Here is a 15710-nt window from a genome sequence, read left to right as displayed (position 1 = left end):
TAGTGAGCCGGTCCGGCGAGGACCAAAGGGCGTTCACTCAGCGGAGTGAGTAGTCGGATGAACGCCAACTTTCCTGCCGGAAAGCGGCGTTCATCCGTCGACCGGGACCGGAGGCCCCGGCTCGGCTCACTTGCCGCCGGTGCCCGCGCTGAACAGCCACTCCGCCTTCAGCTCGGCGTAGCCCGGCTTGATCACGTCGTTGATCATCGCCAGTCGCTCGTCGAACGGCAGGAACGCGGACTTCATCGCGTTCACCGTGAACCATTCCAGGTCCCCCAGCGTGTAGCCGAAGGCCTCCACCACGTGCCCGAACTCCTGGCTCATGCTGGTGCCGCTCATCAGCCGGTTGTCGGTGTTGACGGTGACCCGGAACTTCAGCCGGCTGAGCAGCCCGATCGGGTGCTCGGCGTACGAAGCGGCCGCGCCGGTCTGGATGTTGGAGGTGGGGCACATCTCCAGCGGGATGCGCTTGTCGCGCACGTACGCGGCCAGCCGGCCGAGCGCGACCGAGCCGTCCTCGCCCACCGTGATGTCGTCGACGATCCGCACGCCGTGGCCGAGCCGGTCGGCGCCGCAGCACTGCAGGGCCTCCCAGATCGACGGCAGGCCGAAGGCCTCGCCCGCGTGGATGGTGAAGTGGTTGTTCTCGCCCTTGAGGTAGTCGAAGGCGGCCTGGTGGCGGGTGGGGGGGTAGCCGGCCTCGGCGCCCGCGATGTCGAAGCCGACGACGCCCTGGTCGCGGTGGCGGTTGGCCAGCTCCGCGATCTCCTGCGAGCGGGCGGCGTGCCGCATCGCGGTGATCAGCGTGCCGATGCGGATCCGGTGACCGGCCTCGCGGGCGTTGGCCTCGCCGAGGCGGAAGCCCTCCTGGACGGCCTCGACGACCTCGTCCAGGGTCAGGCCGGCCTCCAGGTGCTGCTCGGGGGCGTACCGGACCTCGGCGTACACGACGCCGTCGGCGGCGAGGTCCTCGGCGCAGTCGGCGGCGACCTTGATCAGCGCCTCACGGGTCTGCATCACGGCACAGGTGTGCGCGAAGGTCTCCAGGTAGCGGACCAGCGAGCCGGAGTCGGCGGCCTCGCGGAACCACTCGCCGAGCTCCTTGGGGTCGGTGGTGGGGAGGCCCTGGTAGCCGACGGCGGCGGCCAGCTCGACCACGGTCTCCGGGCGCAGCCCGCCGTCCAGGTGGTCGTGCAGGAGCACCTTCGGCGCGCGGCGGATCTGCTCGGGGGTGGGGATGCGCGGGCCGGTGCCCGCGGTGGTGACGGGAATCTGCTTCTCCATTACGGAAATATAGCCCCTACGCGCGTAGACCCACCACCGGGCACACCACCGGATGGTCCAAACTCCGCCCGGAATTCCACCGACCGGTCCATAGGATCCGCCAAATCGACAGCCAAGGCCCGGCCGTGGCTCAGTCGTGCTGCAGCAGCCGCCCGCGCCGCGACAGCACGAAGTCCCGGAACGCCTCCGCCGGCGGCGTCAGCGGCCGCCCCGCCGCCCAGGCCAGCCCGACCGCCCGCCGGGTGCGCGGCGCCGTCACCTCCAGCTCCACCACCCCCGGCCGCGGCACCAGCGCCAGCGGCAGCAGCGCCACCCCCAGCCCGGCCGCCACCAGCCCGCGCAGCGTCTCCGCCTCCTCCCCCTCGAACGCCAGCCGGGGGACGAACCCCGCCTCCGCGCAGAAGCCGTCCGTGATCACCCGCAGCCCGTACCCCTGCTCCAGTCCGACGAACGGTTCCTCGGCCACCTCGGCCAGCCGGATCCGCCGCCGCCCGGCCAGCCGGTGGTCCGCCGGGACGACCAGGTGCAGGCGCTGCTCGTCCAGCGGGCGGGCGGCGAACGCCGGGTCGTCCGGCAGCGGCGCCACCAGGCAGAGGTCCAGCTCACCGGCCCGCAGCCGCTCCAGCATCGCCGCGCCGTAGTCCTGCACCAGCTGGAACCGCACCCGCGGACGCGCCGCACGGAAGCCGCGCAGCAGCGCCGGCACCGCGTCCGGCCCCATCGTGTGCAGGAAGCCGAAGGCCACCAGCCCGGCCTCCGGGTCCGCCTCCGCCCGGGCCGCCTGCGCGCCGCGCTCGACCTCGGCCAGCGCCCGCTCCACCGACGCCAGCAGCAGCCGGCCCGCCCTGGTCAGCCGGACCGTACGGCCCTGACGGGCCAGCAGGTCCACCCCCAGTTCCTCCTCCAGTCGGGCCACCGCGCGCGACAGCGTCGGCTGCGGCACCCCCAGCAGCGCGGCCGCCTGCGTCACGTGCTCCAGCCGGGCCACCGCCGCGAACTGCGCCAGCCTGGGCGCCAGCAGGACGGCCGGCTCGTCCGGCCCCAACTCGGCCGCCCGGTACCGCTGCTCTCCGCCGTCCACCGGTTCCGCACCCGCCATCCCGCCACCACCTCGACTCATACGTCAGTGCATCGATCATCCCTACTTCATGCATTGGACGCATCAACGACACCGGGCCTACGGTCGACGTCATGCAGCCCGCCGATACCGGGGCGTCCGTCACCTCCCCGGATGCCCCCACCGCCGTCCCCACCGCCGCCCCCGCCGCGGACCACCGCCTCCGCCCCGGCCGGCGCGCCTTCCGCCGCGCCAACCTCGCCCTGTTCGCCGCCGGGGTCGCCACCTTCGTCCTGCTCTACTCCACCCAGGGCCTGTTGCCGGTCCTCTCGGCCGACCTCGACCTCACCCCCGGCCAGGCCAGCTGGACCGCCTCCGCCGCCACCCTCGGACTCGCCCTCGGCCTGCTCCCGGCCAGCGCGATCTCCGACCGGTACGGCCGCACCGCGGTGATGACGGCCTCCACCCTCGCCGCCTCCGCCCTCGCCCTCGCCCTGCCCCTCGCGCCGGACCTCACCACCCTCGTCGCGCTGCGAGCCCTCCAGGGCGTCGCCCTCGCCGGGCTCCCGGCCACCGCGATGGCCTACCTCGTCGAGGAGGTCCACCCCGGCGCGCTGGCCTCCGCGATGGGCCTGTACGTGGCCGGCAACAGCATCGGCGGCATGGGCGGCCGACTGCTCTCCGGCTGGACCGCCGCCGCCCTCGGCTGGCGCTGGGGCCTCGCCGCCTCCGCCGCGCTCGCCCTGCTCGCCACCCTGGTCTTCCGGCTGCTGATCCCCGCCGCCCGGCACTTCACCCCGACCCCGGTGGACGTCCGCGCGCTCGCCCGGACGGTCGGAGGGCACCTGCGCAACCCGCTGCTGGCGCGGCTGTACGCGCTCGGGCTGCTGTTCATGGCCGTGTTCGGAGCGGTCTACAACACCGTCGGCTACCGGCTGATCGGCGCGCCGTTCCACCTGCCGGAGTCGGTCGCCGCCTCGATCTTCGTGGTCTACCTGGTCGGCACCGGCACCTCCGCCGCGGCCGGACGCCTCTCCTCCCGCCTCGGCCGCCGCGGCGCCCTCTACGTCTCCATCGGCGTGACCGCGGCCGGCCTGCTGCTCTCCCTCGCCGAGTCCCTGCCGTGCGCCCTGCTCGGCCTGGTCCTGATCACCGCCGGCTTCTTCGCCGGCCACGCCACCGCCTCCTCCGCGGTCGGCCGCACCGCCACCGAGGGCCGCGCCCAGGCCTCCGCCCTCTACCTGATCGCCTACTACCTCGGCAACAGCCTCGGCGGCACCCTCGGCGCCGATGCCTTCCACGCCACCGGCTGGCCCGGCGCCGCCACCGTCGGCCTCACCGCCATGACCCTCGCCGCCGCCGTCACCCTCTACGCCACCCACCAGGCCCACGCGACGAGGCGCTCGGCACCCGCCGTCCGGGCCTGAGCGCACGAAGGAGCCCGCCCCCGGGGACCGGGCGCGGGCTCCTCAACGGCTCTCAGGCAGCCGGGGCGTGGAAGCGGAGCTCAGTGACGGCGTCGGGCGTCACGTGGATGTCGAGCTCCGACTCCAGCGCCCCCGCCAGTCGCTGGAGCAGCGGAAACGTGGGAACGATGTCCGCCCCCTCGATGCACTCGATCTCCTCCTCGGTCATGCTCGCCCGACGAGCCACCTCGGCCTGCGAGAGACCGAGAGCAGTGCGGCGGTCATAAAGCGCCTGGCCGAACGCCCAAGAGGCGCGAAACTCCAGCCGCTCCGCAGCCATCTGCGGGCTCTCCTGGATCTGCTCACCCAACAGTTCCCGCGTGCGGCGGGTCTTCCACTGAGAGTGGTTCGCTCCTGCTCTCCTTCCGGGACGATCCGACTGATCGGTCCCGGAACAGTGCCGCGACGGAAGCGCGGTGAGCCAGTCGCGGACCTCGGGTTCGATCTCGACCGAGAAACGGTCGACTCCCGTGCGCGGCAGCGTAGAGCACGCTGCCGCACACGGGGTAATCGCATGGCTACGCGATGCGGTCGAGCACGATCGGGTTCGGGGTGAACGCCGTGCCGGCCGGGGAGACGGTGATGCCGCCGGCCAGGGCCTCGATGGCGTAGTCGTAGCGCTCGGGGGTGTCGGTGTGGAGGGTCAGCAGGGGCTGGCCGGCCACGACCGTGTCGCCGGGCTTGGCGTGCATCTCGACGCCGGCGCCGGCCTGGACCGGGTCCTCCTTGCGGGCGCGGCCGGCGCCCAGGCGCCAGGCGCAGACGCCGACGGCGTAGGCGTCCAGCTCGGTGAGCACGCCGGAGGCGGGCGCGGGGATCACGTGCTGCTCGCGGGCGACCGGGAGCGGGGCGTCCACGTCGCCGCCCTGGGCGGCGATCATGCGGCGCCAGTGGTCCATGGCGGAGCCGTCCCGCAGCGCGTCCGCCGGGTCCTTGCCGTGGACGCCGGCCGCGGCGAGCATCTCGCGGGCGAGCGCGAGGGTCAGCTCGACCACGTCGGCCGGGCCGCCGCCGGCCAGGACCTCGACGGACTCGCGGACCTCCAGCGCGTTGCCCGCGGTGAGGCCGAGCGGGGTGGACATGTCGGTGAGCAGGGCGACGGTGTTGACCCCGGCGGTGGTGCCCAGGCCCACCATGGTGCGGGCGAGTTCGCGGGCGTCCTCGATGTTCTTCATGAACGCGCCGGAGCCGACCTTGACGTCGAGGACCAGCGCGCCGGTGCCCTCGGCGATCTTCTTCGACATGATCGAGGAGGCGATCAGCGGGATCGCCTCGACGGTGCCGGTGACGTCGCGCAGCGCGTAGAGCTTCTTGTCGGCGGGGGCGAGGCCGTCGCCGGCCGCACAGATGACCGCGCCCGCGTCGCGCAGCACGTCCATCATCTCCTCGTTGGAGAGCAGGGCGCGCCAGCCGGGGATGGACTCCAGCTTGTCCAGGGTGCCGCCGGTGTGACCGAGGCCGCGGCCGGAGAGCTGCGGGACGGCCGCGCCGCAGGCGGCGACCAGCGGGGCGAGCGGGAGGGTGATCTTGTCGCCGACGCCGCCGGTGGAGTGCTTGTCGCTGGTGGGCAGCGGCAGCGAGGAGAAGTCCATCCGGACGCCGGAGCGGATCATGGCGTCGGTCCAGCGGCTGATCTCGCGCGGCTGCATGCCGTTCAGCAGGATCGCCATGGCCAGCGCGGACATCTGCTCGTCGGCGACCTCGCCGCGGGTGTAGGCGTCGATGACCCAGTCGATCTGAGCGTCGCTCAGCTCTCCGCGGTCGCGCTTGGTCCTGATGACGGAGATGGCGTCCATGGGTGCTCCAAGAAGGGGTTCAGAAAGCGTCACATGCGAAGAGTGCCGCGAGATGACCGGGTTACGGCCCACTCGCGACACTCTACGCGCGTAACAAACAGCGATGCTAGAGCCGCTCCGGCCCGAACGCGTCGGGCAGGACCTCGCTCATCGGCTTGACGCCGGAGGCGAGCTCGATCAGCAGCTCCGGTCCACCGTGCTCGTACAGCAGCTGGCGGCAGCGCCCGCAGGGCATCAGCAGCTCGCCGGCCCCGTCCACGCAGGTGAACGCGGTCAGCCGGCCGCCGCCGGTGGCGTGCAGCGCGGACACCAGCCCGCACTCGGCGCACAGCCCGAGCCCGTACGAGGCGTTCTCGACGTTGCAGCCGGTGACCACCCGCCCGTCGTCCACCAGCGCGGCCGCGCCGACCGGGAACTTGCTGTACGGGGCGTACGCGTGGCCCATGGCCTCGCGCGCCGCCGCGCGCAGCCCCTCCCAGTCGACCACGGGGGCGGTCACTTGCCCTGGCCCTTGCGGTAGATCTGGCCGTCGGCCTTCGGCATCCGCAGTCGCTGCGAGGCCAGCGAGAGCACCACCAGGGTGATCACGTACGGCGTGGCGACGATCAGCGGACGCTGGACCTCGTCGGTCAGCGCGTACCAGGCGCCCAGGCCGCCGGCGACCACCAGCGAGACCACCGCACCGGTGAACTTGCGGCGGTACAGCTGCCAGAGGGCGAGCAGCGCCATCGCGATGGAGACCACCAGGATCAGCACGTGCACCGACTCCGGGTCGCGCAGCTGGAGGCTGTCGGTGAAGCCGAACAGGCCGGCGCCCATGGCGAGACCGCCGGGCATCCAGTTGCCGAAGATCATCGCCGCGAGGCCGATGAAGCCGCGGCCCAGGGTCTGGCCGTCCTTGTAGAAGTGCGCGGCGACGAGCGAGAGGTACGCACCGCCGAGGCCCGCGAAGGCGCCGGAGGCGATGACCGCCAGGTACTTGTACTTGTAGACGTTGACGCCCAGCGACTCGGCGGCGGTCGGGTTCTCACCGCAGGAGCGCAGCCGCAGGCCGAACACCGTGCGCCAGAGCACGAAGTAGGTGACCACGATCAGCGCGGCCGCCAGGACCACGACGACCGAGATGTTGGTGACCAGGCCGGCGCACACACCGGCGACGTCCGAGACGAAGAACCAGTGGTGGCCCTCGATGCCCTTCAGCCAGGAGGACAGCCCGGGGACGGTGATGTACGGCAGCGGATCCGCTGGCGGGGACTGGTTCGCCCCGGCCCCGGCCGAGATGTAGTCCTTGTAGTAGATCCGGTTGACGTACGCGCAGATGCCGGGGATCAGCAGGTTGATGCCGACGCCGGAGACGATGTGGTCGACGCCGAAGGTGACGGTGATGACCGCGTGCAGCAGACCGCCGAGCGCGCCGCCGGCCATGCCGGCCAGCAGCCCGACCCACGGGTTGACCAGGTAACCGGCCCAGGCGCCGCAGAAGGTGCCGGCGACCATCATGCCTTCGAGGCCGATGTTGACCACGCCGGCCCGCTCGGACCAGAGACCGCCGAGACCGGCCATGCCGATCGGCACGGCGGCGCTGAGCGCGGCGGTGACCTGACCGGAGGAGGTCAGCGAGTGGTTGCCGGTGGCCATGCCCACGGCGGAGAACAGGACCAGGGCGCCCGCGATCAGGAGCAGGACCACCGGCCAGGACAGCTTGTGCTTCTTCGCGGGCGCACCGGGCGCCTTCGGACGAGCAGCGGTAGCCGTGCTCACGCCGACACCTCCTTCTTCTCAGCGGCCGCGAGCTGGGCGGCGAGCTGCTCGCCGACCTTCTTCTGCTGGCGCGTCAGGCCGTAACGGCGCACCAGCTCGTACGCGACGACCACGCAGATGACGATGGTGCCCTGCATGACCGGGACGATCTCGGCCGGGAAGCCGCCCTGCAGCGGCAGCTGGGAGCCGGTGGCGTCCAGGAAGGCGAACAGCAGGGCCGCGAAGGCCATGCCGATCGGGCTGTTCCGGCCCAGCAGGGCGATCGAGATGCCGAGGAAGCCCAGGTTCTGCTGGAAGGTCTGCCCGTAGTAGAAGGAGTTCTGCAGCAGCTCGGGCATGCCGATCAGACCGGCGATCGCACCGGAGACCGCCATCGAGGTGATGACCATCTTCTTGACGTTCACGCCGGACGCGGTGGCCGCGGACTCCGAGCGGCCGGTGGCGCGCAGGTCGAAGCCGAAGCGGGTGCGGGTCAGGGTGAACTGGAAGAGCACGCCGACCGCGACCGCGACGAAGAGGAAGCCCCAGAGCGGGCCGCCGGCCGTCTCGATCGAGAAGAAGTGGCTGGACTGGGAGATCGGGTCGGTCTGGATCGAGTTGCTGGTGCCGCTCACCTTCGGCGCGAAGACGCCCGGGGCGAGCAGCACGCCGACGATCGCGAGCGCGATGGCGTTCAGCATGATGGTCGAGATGACCTCGCTGACGCCGCGGAGGACCTTCAGCAGACCGGCGATGCTCGCGTACAGGCCACCGACCAGCATGGCGGTGACCAGCAGCAGCGGGATCTGGATGATCGCCGGCAGGTCGACCTGGGTGCCGATGTACGCCGCGAACAGCGCCGCCACCTTGTACTGGCCCTCGACGCCGATGTTGAACAGGTTCATCCGGAACCCGAACGCGGCGGCCGCGGCGGCCAGGTAGTAGGTGGTGGAACGGTTGAGGATGGCGACCTGGCCGTCCGACTTGGTGGCGTACGTGATCATCACGTTCCACGCGTCGAACGGGTTCTTGCCCGAGGTCGCCAGCAGGACGGAGCAGATCGCGACGGAGAGCACGACCGCGAGCACCGGCGCTGCCAGTGCGAGCATGATCCGCTCACCGCTGATCCGCTGCACCGGGCCGCGCTTAGCGGCGGGGTTGGGACTGGTCATGTGGTTACTCCCCCGCCTGCGGGTCGTCGGCGGTGTCGGACGGGTCGGTGTCCTCGGCCCGGGTGCCCTCGGCGGCGAGCGCCTGGGCCTCGGCGAGCGCGTCCGGCTCGGATTCGAGGTGGCCGCTGGCGGCGCCGGTCATCGCGGTGCCCAGGTCCTCGGCGGTCACGGTGGCCGGGTCCGCGTCCGCGACCAGGCGGCCGCGGTAGATGACCCGGATGGTGTCGGAGAGTCCGATCAGCTCGTCCAGGTCGGCCGAGATCAGCAGCACGGCCAGGCCGGCCCGCTGGGCGACCCGGATGTGCTCCCAGATCTGGGCCTGCGCGCCGACGTCGACACCGCGGGTGGGGTGCGCGGCGATCAGCAGCTTGGGCTGGTGGCTCATCTCGCGGCCGACGATCAGCTTCTGCTGGTTGCCGCCGGAGAGCGAGGCCGCGGTGACCTCGATGCCGGGGGTGCGGACGTCGTACTCCTCGACGATCCGCCGGGTGTCCGTCCGGGCCCCGGTGGGGTCGAGCAGCATGCCCTTGGAGTTGGGCGCCTCGGTGACGTGGCCGAGGATCCGGTTCTCCCAGAGCGGGGCCTCCAGCAGCAGGCCGTGCCGGTGGCGGTCCTCGGGGATGTAGCCGATGCCGGCCTCGCGGCGGGCCCGGGTCAGGGTGCCGGAGAGGTCCTTGCCGTCCAGCGTGACGGAGCCGCCGTCCAGCGGCAGCATGCCCATGATGGCCTCGACCAGTTCGGCCTGGCCGTTGCCCTCGACACCGGCGATGCCGAGGATCTCGCCCTTGTGGATGCGCAGGGAGATGTCGTCCAGGACGACGCGCTCGATGCCCTCGGCGTCGGTCTTGGCGATCCGCAGGTCCTTGACGTCGAGCATCTCGGTCGTGGTGACCGTGGACTCGCGGCTCTCCGGCGAGGGCAGCTCGGCGCCGACCATCATCTCGGCGAGCTGGCGGGCGGTGACGGCCTTCGGGTCGGCGTCGCCGACCGTGGTGCCGCGCCGGATGACGCTGATCGCGTCGGCGACCGCCAGCACCTCGTGCAGCTTGTGCGAGATGAAGATGACGGTGACGCCCTCGGACTTGAGCTCGCGCAGGTTGTCGAACAGCGCGTCGACCTCCTGCGGGACCAGCACGGCCGTGGGCTCGTCGAGGATCAGGATCTTGGCGCCGCGGTACAGCACCTTGAGGATCTCGACGCGCTGGCGGTCGGCGACGCCGAGGTCCTCGACCAGGGCGTCCGGACGCACGCCCAGGCCGTACTGGTCGGAGATCTCCTTGATCTTCGCCTTCGCCTTGGCGCCGATGCCGTGGAACTTCTCGCCGCCGAGGACGACGTTCTCCAGCACGGTGAGGTTGTCGGCGAGCATGAAGTGCTGGTGCACCATGCCGATGCCGCGGGCGATGGCGTCGCCGGGGGTGCTGAACTCGCACAGCTCGCCGTTGATCGCGATGGTGCCCTCGTCCGGCTTCTGCATGCCGTAGAGGATCTTCATCAGCGTCGACTTGCCGGCGCCGTTCTCGCCCATCAGGGCGTGCACGGTGCCGGTGCGGACGGTGAGGTTGATGTCGTGGTTGGCCACGACACCGGGGAAGCGCTTGGTGATGCCGCGCAGCTCGACGGCCGTTGTCGCCGTCCCCGCGCTGGGGGTGCCGTCCTTGCGCAGGGGGACGGGGTCGGATGCGGTGATGGCGATCTCCTGGTGGTCTGGAGGCGCGACATTGCGCTCGGAGGGCCAAGGTGGGGAAACGTGGAGACGGAACGGGGCCCGGGGGTACGCGTTGAGCGCACCCTGCCGGGCCCCTCCCGTGTCGATCATCGCGCTGCCGGGCAGGCGGCAGGCGCTGTCGCGTCCGCGACGCGCGGTCCTTACTGGGCCGGCGCGGTCGGGATGGTGGTGGCGCCGCTCTTGATGGCGTCGGCGGCGGCCTTCAGCTGCGACTGGATGTCGTCGATCTTGCCACCGGTGGTGGCGAGCGAGACACCGTCGGACTTCAGGTCGAAGAGCTTGACACCGGTGAAGGCGTTGCCCTTCTTGACCGAGTCGATGTACGCGAAGACCGCGTTGTCGACGTTCTTGACCATCGAGGTCATGATGCTGTTCTTGTACTTCGCCAGGGCCGGCTGGCTGGCCTGGTCGGAGTCGACACCGATGGCCAGGGCGCCCTGCTTGTTGGCGACGGCCTCGATCGCACCGTTACCGGAGGAACCGGCGGCGGAGTAGATGATGTCCGCACCCTTGTCGAGCTGGCCCTGCGCGGCTTCCTTGCCCTTGTCGGGCGAGCTGAAGCCGGTGAAGTCCGGCGGGGTGGTCAGGTAGGTGGTCTCGACCACGATGTTCGGGTCGACGGACTTCACACCCGCCTTGTAGCCGGCCTCGAACTTCTTGATCAGCTCGGACTGCACACCGCCGATGAAGCCGACGTGCTTGGCCTTGGACTTGTTCGCCGCGGCGACACCGGCCAGGTACGAACCCTCCTGCTCGGCGAAGAGCAGCGAGGTGACGTTGGACGGCTGGTCCTTGTCGTTCGAGTCGATGATCGCGAACTTGACGTTCGGGTTGTCCTTGGCGATCTTGTTGACCGCCGGCTGGTAGACGAAGCCGACCGCGATGATGGTCTTGTAGCCGGCGTCGACCAGGTTCTTGAGGCGGGTCTCCTTGTCGGCCTCGGCCTCGCCGGCCTTGGCCTCGGCCTCGGTGACGGAGGCGCCCAGCTCGGACTTGGCCTTGTCGAGACCGCGGGCGGCGGAGTCGTTGAACGACTGGTCGCCGCGGCCACCGATGTCGTAGGCCATGCCGACCTTGAGCGAACCGTCGCCCGAGGCGGAAGAGGAGGTGCTGTCGGTGCTCTTTGCGCCGCAAGCGGCGAGCGAGGCCATGCCCAGGGAACCCGAGAGCACAACCGCGGCGAGCTTCATTGAACGGCGCAAGGGAGTATCTCCTTCTGACACGCAACCGTTTGGCGTGGTCGGACGCCACCGTAACGCGCGTAGAACACGGTTGTGTTACGGGGTGCCAGAGCATTCGGGTTGTTATCAAACCGTGGTCTGACACCCGCCCCGAGGCTCTTTCACCCCGTGCGGACGGTGGTACGAGGTTGGTGCGGCCCAGTTTACGGAACCGCCACCGAACCCCGAATCCCGACGATCCACCCCGGCGCCGGCCACGCGGCCCGGGGCTGCGCCTCAGTCGGTGTCCGCCTCCAGGGCCAGCGCCGCGAAGAGCTCGGCACCGATGCCGATCGCCCGTTCGTCCACGTCGAACCGGCCCTGGTGCAGGTCGCGGACCGCGGTGTCGCCGGGAGCGCGGACGCCCAGCCGGGCCAGCGCGCCCGGGGCGTGCTCCAGGTACCAGGAGAAGTCCTCGCCGCCGAGGCTCTGCTCGGTGCCCTCCACCACCTGTCGGCCGTCCCGGCCGAACCGGGCGTTCATCGCCTCGTCCAGCAGCGCGACCGAGACCGCCTCGTTGACCACCGGCGGCACCCCGCGGTGGTAGTCCAGCGTCCACTTGGCCCGGTAGGTCTCGGCGAGCTTGGCGATCAGCTCGTGCAGCAGGTCCGGCGCCTCGCGCCAGCCGTCCAGCTCCAGGCAGCGGACGGTGCCCTCCAGCTCGGCGTGCTGCGGGATGACGTTGGGCGCGGAGCCGGCGGCGATCCGCCCCCAGACCAGGCTGACGCCCCAGCGCGGGTCCATCCGGCGGGCCAGCGCGCCGGGCAGGTCGGCGGCCATCCTGGCCACCGCGGTCACCAGGTCGGTGGTCAGGTGCGGACGGGCGGTGTGCCCGCCGGGGCCGTCCAGGTGCAGCACCAGGCGGTCGCAGGCCGAGGTGATCGCCCCGGTGCGCAGGGCGATCCGGCCGACCTCCACCTTCGGGTCGCAGTGCACCGCGAAGATCCGGCCGACGCCGTCCATCCCGCCGGCCTTGATCACGTCCAGCGCGCCGCCCGGCATGACCTCCTCGGCCGGCTGGAAGACCAGCCGGACCGGGCGGCGCAGCTCGCCGGTGCGGGCGGCCTCGGCCAGCACCAGGCCGGTGCCGAGCACCACCGAGGTGTGCACGTCGTGGCCGCAGGCGTGCGCCCGGCCGGGGACGGTCGAGCGGTAGGGCACGTCGGTCTTGGCGTCGTCGATCGGCAGCGCGTCGATGTCGGCGCGGAAGGCCAGGAACTCGGCGCCCGGGGCGGTGCCGGCCGGGACGATGTCGACGAGCAGGCCGGTGCCGCCGGGCAGCACCCGGGGGTCGAGGCCGGCCGCCGCCAGTCGGTCGCGCAGCAGCCCGGTGGTGCGGAACTCCTGGCGGCCCAGTTCCGGATGCCGGTGGAGGTCACGGCGGAAGGCGATCAGCTCTGGCTCCAGCGCCCTGACCCGGTCACGCAGTTCGACGGCGGGGCGTGCGGCGGCGATGGTGGCGCCCGGCTGAGCGGGCTCAGGACGGTTCATCTCCCCAAGCGTAGGCCTGTTGGGGGGATTTGGCCCGACTTTCGGAAAACTAGTCCCCGGATGGGCGCATACCGGCCGGACAGGTGGGTATGACATCTCGTTTCAGCCGCCTTCCCCGGGTTGCTTGCCCTGTGCAACGATCACCCGCGCCGACGGACACGGCCGCCACTTCCCCGGCGACACCGCGGGGTTGACGGCTGTTCAGGCGCTGCTCAGAAGCGCTCCTCCGGAGCGTACGTCCCCCACTCCTCCCGGAGCGCGTCGCACACCTCGCCCACCGTGGCCCGGGCGGCCAGTGCCTCCTTCATCGGGTACAGCACGTTCTCCGGGCCCGCGGCGGTGCGGCGCAGCGCGTCCAGCGCCCGGGTGACGGCGCCGGCCGAGCGCCCGGCCCGCAGCCGGGCCAGCCGTTCGGCCTGCTGCCGTTCGACCGCCGGGTCCACCCGGAGCGGCCGGTAGGGCTCCTCCGTGTCCGACCGGAAGCGGTTGACGCCGACCACGGTCCGCTCGCCGGAGTCGGTCTCCTGCTGGAGGCGGTAGGCGGTGCGCTCGATCTCGCCCTTCTGGAAGCCCTGTTCGATCGCGGCCACCGCGCCGCCCCGGTCCTCGATCCGGGCCATCAGCGCCAGCGCGGCGGCCTCCAGTCCGTCGGTGAGCGACTCGACCGCGTACGACCCGGCGAACGGGTCGACGGTGGCGGTCACGTCGGTCTCGTGGGCGAGCACCTGCTGGGTGCGCAGGGCGAGCCGGGCGGCCTTCTCGGTGGGCAACGCGATCGCCTCGTCGTAGCTGTTCGTGTGCAGCGACTGGGTGCCGCCGAGCACCGCGGCGAGCGCCTGCACCGTGACCCGGGCCAGGTTGACCTCGGGCTGCTGGGCCGTGAGCTGCACCCCGGCGGTCTGGGTGTGGAAGCGCAGCATCTGCGAGCGGGGATCCTCCGCACCGAATCCTTCGCGCATGATTCTGGCCCAAATCCTGCGCGCGGCACGGAACTTGGCCACTTCCTCCAGCAGGGTGGTGCGGGCCACGAAGAAGAACGAGAGCCGGGGCGCGACGTCGTCCACGGCCATCCCGGCGGCGATCGCGGTGCGGACGTAGGCGATGCCGTTGGCCAGGGTGAAGGCGATCTCCTGCGCGGGGTCGGCCCCGGCCTCGGCCATGTGGTAGCCGGAGACGGAGATGGTGTTCCAGCGCGGGACCTCGGCCCGGCAGTACCGGAACACGTCGGCGACCAGCCGCAGCGAGGGCTGCGGCGGGAAGATGTAGGTGCCGCGGGCGATGTACTCCTTCAGCACGTCGTTCTGGACCGTGCCGGTGAGCGATGCCGGCGCCACGCCCTGGGCCTCCCCGACCAGTTGGTAGAGGAGCAGGAGCGGGGCGGCGGGCGCGTTGATGGTCATCGAGGTGGACACCCCGCCGAGCGGGATGCCGTCCAGGAGCACCGCCATGTCCTCGACGCTGTCCACCGCCACGCCCACCCGGCCGACCTCCCCGGCGGCGAGCGGGGCGTCCGAGTCGTAGCCCATCTGGGTGGGCAGGTCGAAGGCGACCGACAGGCCGGTGCCGCCGCCCGCGATCAGTTGCCGGTAGCGGGCGTTGGACTCGGCGGCGGTGCCGAAGCCCGCGTACTGGCGCATCGTCCAGGGGCGTCCGGTGTACATGGTCGGGTGGACGCCCCGGGTGTAGGGGTACTCCCCCGGGCGGCCCAGGCGGGTCGCCGGGTCCCAGTCGGCCAGCGCGTCGGGGCCGTACAGCGGTGCGATCGGGAGGCCCGCCTCGGAGCGCCGGGCCGGCCGCGCGGTGCGGTCCGGCTCCGGGGGGCGGTCCGGCTCGGCGTGGCGCGGATCGGCTGCCATGGGTCCCTCCAGGGGATCGGCGGGCGCTGGTCCTCGCAATGTAGGACCCGACCGGTCCGCCGGGGCGCCGACGCGGTTGAGATGATCGGGTGAACGACCGATGAGCCCCCAGGGAGTGGCAATGACCGAGCAGAAGGTGGCCGTGGTCACCGGTGCCAGCAGCGGAATCGGCGCGGCGACCGCCCGCCGGCTGGCCGCCGAGGGCTTCGACGTGGTGCTGACCGCCCGCCGCGCCGAGCGGATCGAGGCGCTGGCGAAGGAGATCGGCGGCCGGGCCCACCCGCTCGACGTCACCGACCGGGCCGCCGTGGACGCCTTCGCGGCCGAGGTCGGCCGGGTGGACGTGCTGGTGAACAACGCCGGCGGCGCGATCGGCGCCGAGACGGTCGAGCACGGCGACCCGGCCGACTGGCGGGCCATGTACGAGGTGAACGTGCTCGGCGTGCTGCACGTGACGCAGGCACTGCTGCCGGCCCTGCGGGCCACCGGCGACGCCACGGTGCTGGTGCTCTCCTCGACCGCCGCGCTGGCCGCCTACGAGGGCGGCGGCGGGTACGTCGCCGCCAAGCACGCCGCGCACACCATCGCGGCCACGCTGCGGCTGGAGCTGTGCGGGGAGCCGATCCGGGTGATCGAGATCGCGCCCGGCATGGTGAAGTCCGAGGGCTTCGCGATCACCCGCTTCCGCGGTGACGAGGAGAAGGCCGCCGCCGTGTACGCGGGCGTGGCCGAGCCGCTGACCTCGGAGGACGTCGCGGACACCGTGGCCTGGACGGTCACCCGGCCCGCGCACGTGAACATCGACCTGCTGGTGGTCCGCCCCCGGGCGCAGGCCGCCAACCACAAGGTCCACCGGGGCTGATCCCGCCCGGCGGGCGGCCCCGGGGCCAGGATCGAAC

The 15710-nt window shown here is 72.0% G+C and carries 13 protein-coding genes; 2 read left to right on the top strand and 11 right to left on the bottom strand.

Going from position 1 to position 15710, the window contains the following annotated elements:
* Positions 1 to 126 precede the first annotated feature (126 nt).
* Both AB0Q99_RS11155 and AB0Q99_RS11150 read right to left on the bottom strand, forming a co-directional pair.
* The gene (locus AB0Q99_RS11155) at positions 127 to 1284 is read right to left on the bottom strand and encodes an adenosine deaminase (protein WP_363570326.1); all 1158 of its coding nucleotides are present in this window, start codon (positions 1282 to 1284) and stop codon (positions 127 to 129) included.
* Between the two features lie 130 nt (positions 1285 to 1414).
* Entirely contained in the window at positions 1415 to 2383 is a 969-nt protein-coding gene (locus AB0Q99_RS11150) for a LysR family transcriptional regulator (RefSeq protein ID WP_363570324.1), read from the bottom strand.
* A gap of 92 nt (positions 2384 to 2475) precedes the next feature.
* Here AB0Q99_RS11150 and AB0Q99_RS11145 point away from each other — a divergent pair, with 92 nt between their 5' ends.
* Positions 2476 to 3768, top strand: a complete 1293-nt coding sequence (locus AB0Q99_RS11145; protein ID WP_363570322.1) for an MFS transporter — start codon at positions 2476 to 2478, stop codon at positions 3766 to 3768.
* A gap of 52 nt (positions 3769 to 3820) precedes the next feature.
* Here the strand turns inward: AB0Q99_RS11145 and AB0Q99_RS11140 are convergent, their stop codons facing one another.
* The 9 genes from AB0Q99_RS11140 to AB0Q99_RS11100 form a co-directional block, all read right to left on the bottom strand.
* Positions 3821 to 4117, bottom strand: coding sequence for a helix-turn-helix domain-containing protein (locus tag AB0Q99_RS11140; RefSeq protein ID WP_363570320.1), 297 nt, complete (start codon positions 4115 to 4117; stop codon positions 3821 to 3823).
* Between the two features lie 208 nt (positions 4118 to 4325).
* A complete protein-coding gene (locus tag AB0Q99_RS11135; protein ID WP_363570318.1) occupies positions 4326 to 5603 on the bottom strand; it encodes a thymidine phosphorylase in 1278 nt (425 codons plus the stop codon).
* 106 nt (positions 5604 to 5709) lie between these two features.
* The gene (locus AB0Q99_RS11130) at positions 5710 to 6102 is read right to left on the bottom strand and encodes a cytidine deaminase (RefSeq protein WP_363570316.1); all 393 of its coding nucleotides are present in this window, start codon (positions 6100 to 6102) and stop codon (positions 5710 to 5712) included.
* A complete protein-coding gene (locus AB0Q99_RS11125; protein ID WP_363570314.1) occupies positions 6099 to 7364 on the bottom strand; it encodes an ABC transporter permease in 1266 nt (421 codons plus the stop codon). Before AB0Q99_RS11125 ends, AB0Q99_RS11130 begins: the two co-directional genes overlap by 4 nt.
* Positions 7361 to 8515, bottom strand: coding sequence for an ABC transporter permease (locus tag AB0Q99_RS11120; protein WP_363570312.1), 1155 nt, complete (start codon positions 8513 to 8515; stop codon positions 7361 to 7363). Before AB0Q99_RS11120 ends, AB0Q99_RS11125 begins: the two co-directional genes overlap by 4 nt.
* A gap of 4 nt (positions 8516 to 8519) precedes the next feature.
* Positions 8520 to 10334, bottom strand: a complete 1815-nt coding sequence (locus tag AB0Q99_RS11115) for an ABC transporter ATP-binding protein (RefSeq protein WP_363570310.1) — start codon at positions 10332 to 10334, stop codon at positions 8520 to 8522.
* 50 nt (positions 10335 to 10384) lie between these two features.
* Entirely contained in the window at positions 10385 to 11446 is a 1062-nt protein-coding gene (locus AB0Q99_RS11110; RefSeq protein ID WP_363570308.1) for a BMP family ABC transporter substrate-binding protein, read from the bottom strand.
* A gap of 255 nt (positions 11447 to 11701) precedes the next feature.
* Positions 11702 to 12955, bottom strand: a complete 1254-nt coding sequence (locus tag AB0Q99_RS11105) for an amidohydrolase (RefSeq protein WP_363570306.1) — start codon at positions 12953 to 12955, stop codon at positions 11702 to 11704.
* A 212-nt stretch (positions 12956 to 13167) separates the two neighbouring features.
* Complete coding sequence (locus AB0Q99_RS11100) at positions 13168 to 14811, bottom strand: methylmalonyl-CoA mutase family protein (RefSeq protein ID WP_363570304.1); 1644 nt, start codon at positions 14809 to 14811, stop codon at positions 13168 to 13170.
* A 121-nt stretch (positions 14812 to 14932) separates the two neighbouring features.
* Between AB0Q99_RS11100 and AB0Q99_RS11095 the strand changes: the two genes are divergently transcribed.
* Positions 14933 to 15673, top strand: coding sequence for an SDR family oxidoreductase (locus AB0Q99_RS11095; RefSeq protein ID WP_363570302.1), 741 nt, complete (start codon positions 14933 to 14935; stop codon positions 15671 to 15673).
* Positions 15674 to 15710 lie beyond the last annotated feature (37 nt).

The sequence above is a fragment of the Kitasatospora sp. NPDC086791 genome (assembly GCF_040685975.1).
GTDB lineage: Bacteria > Actinomycetota > Actinomycetes > Streptomycetales > Streptomycetaceae > Kitasatospora.
Note: the sequence above shows the minus strand (reverse complement) of the source record. Positions and strands in the feature narration are given on the sequence as shown.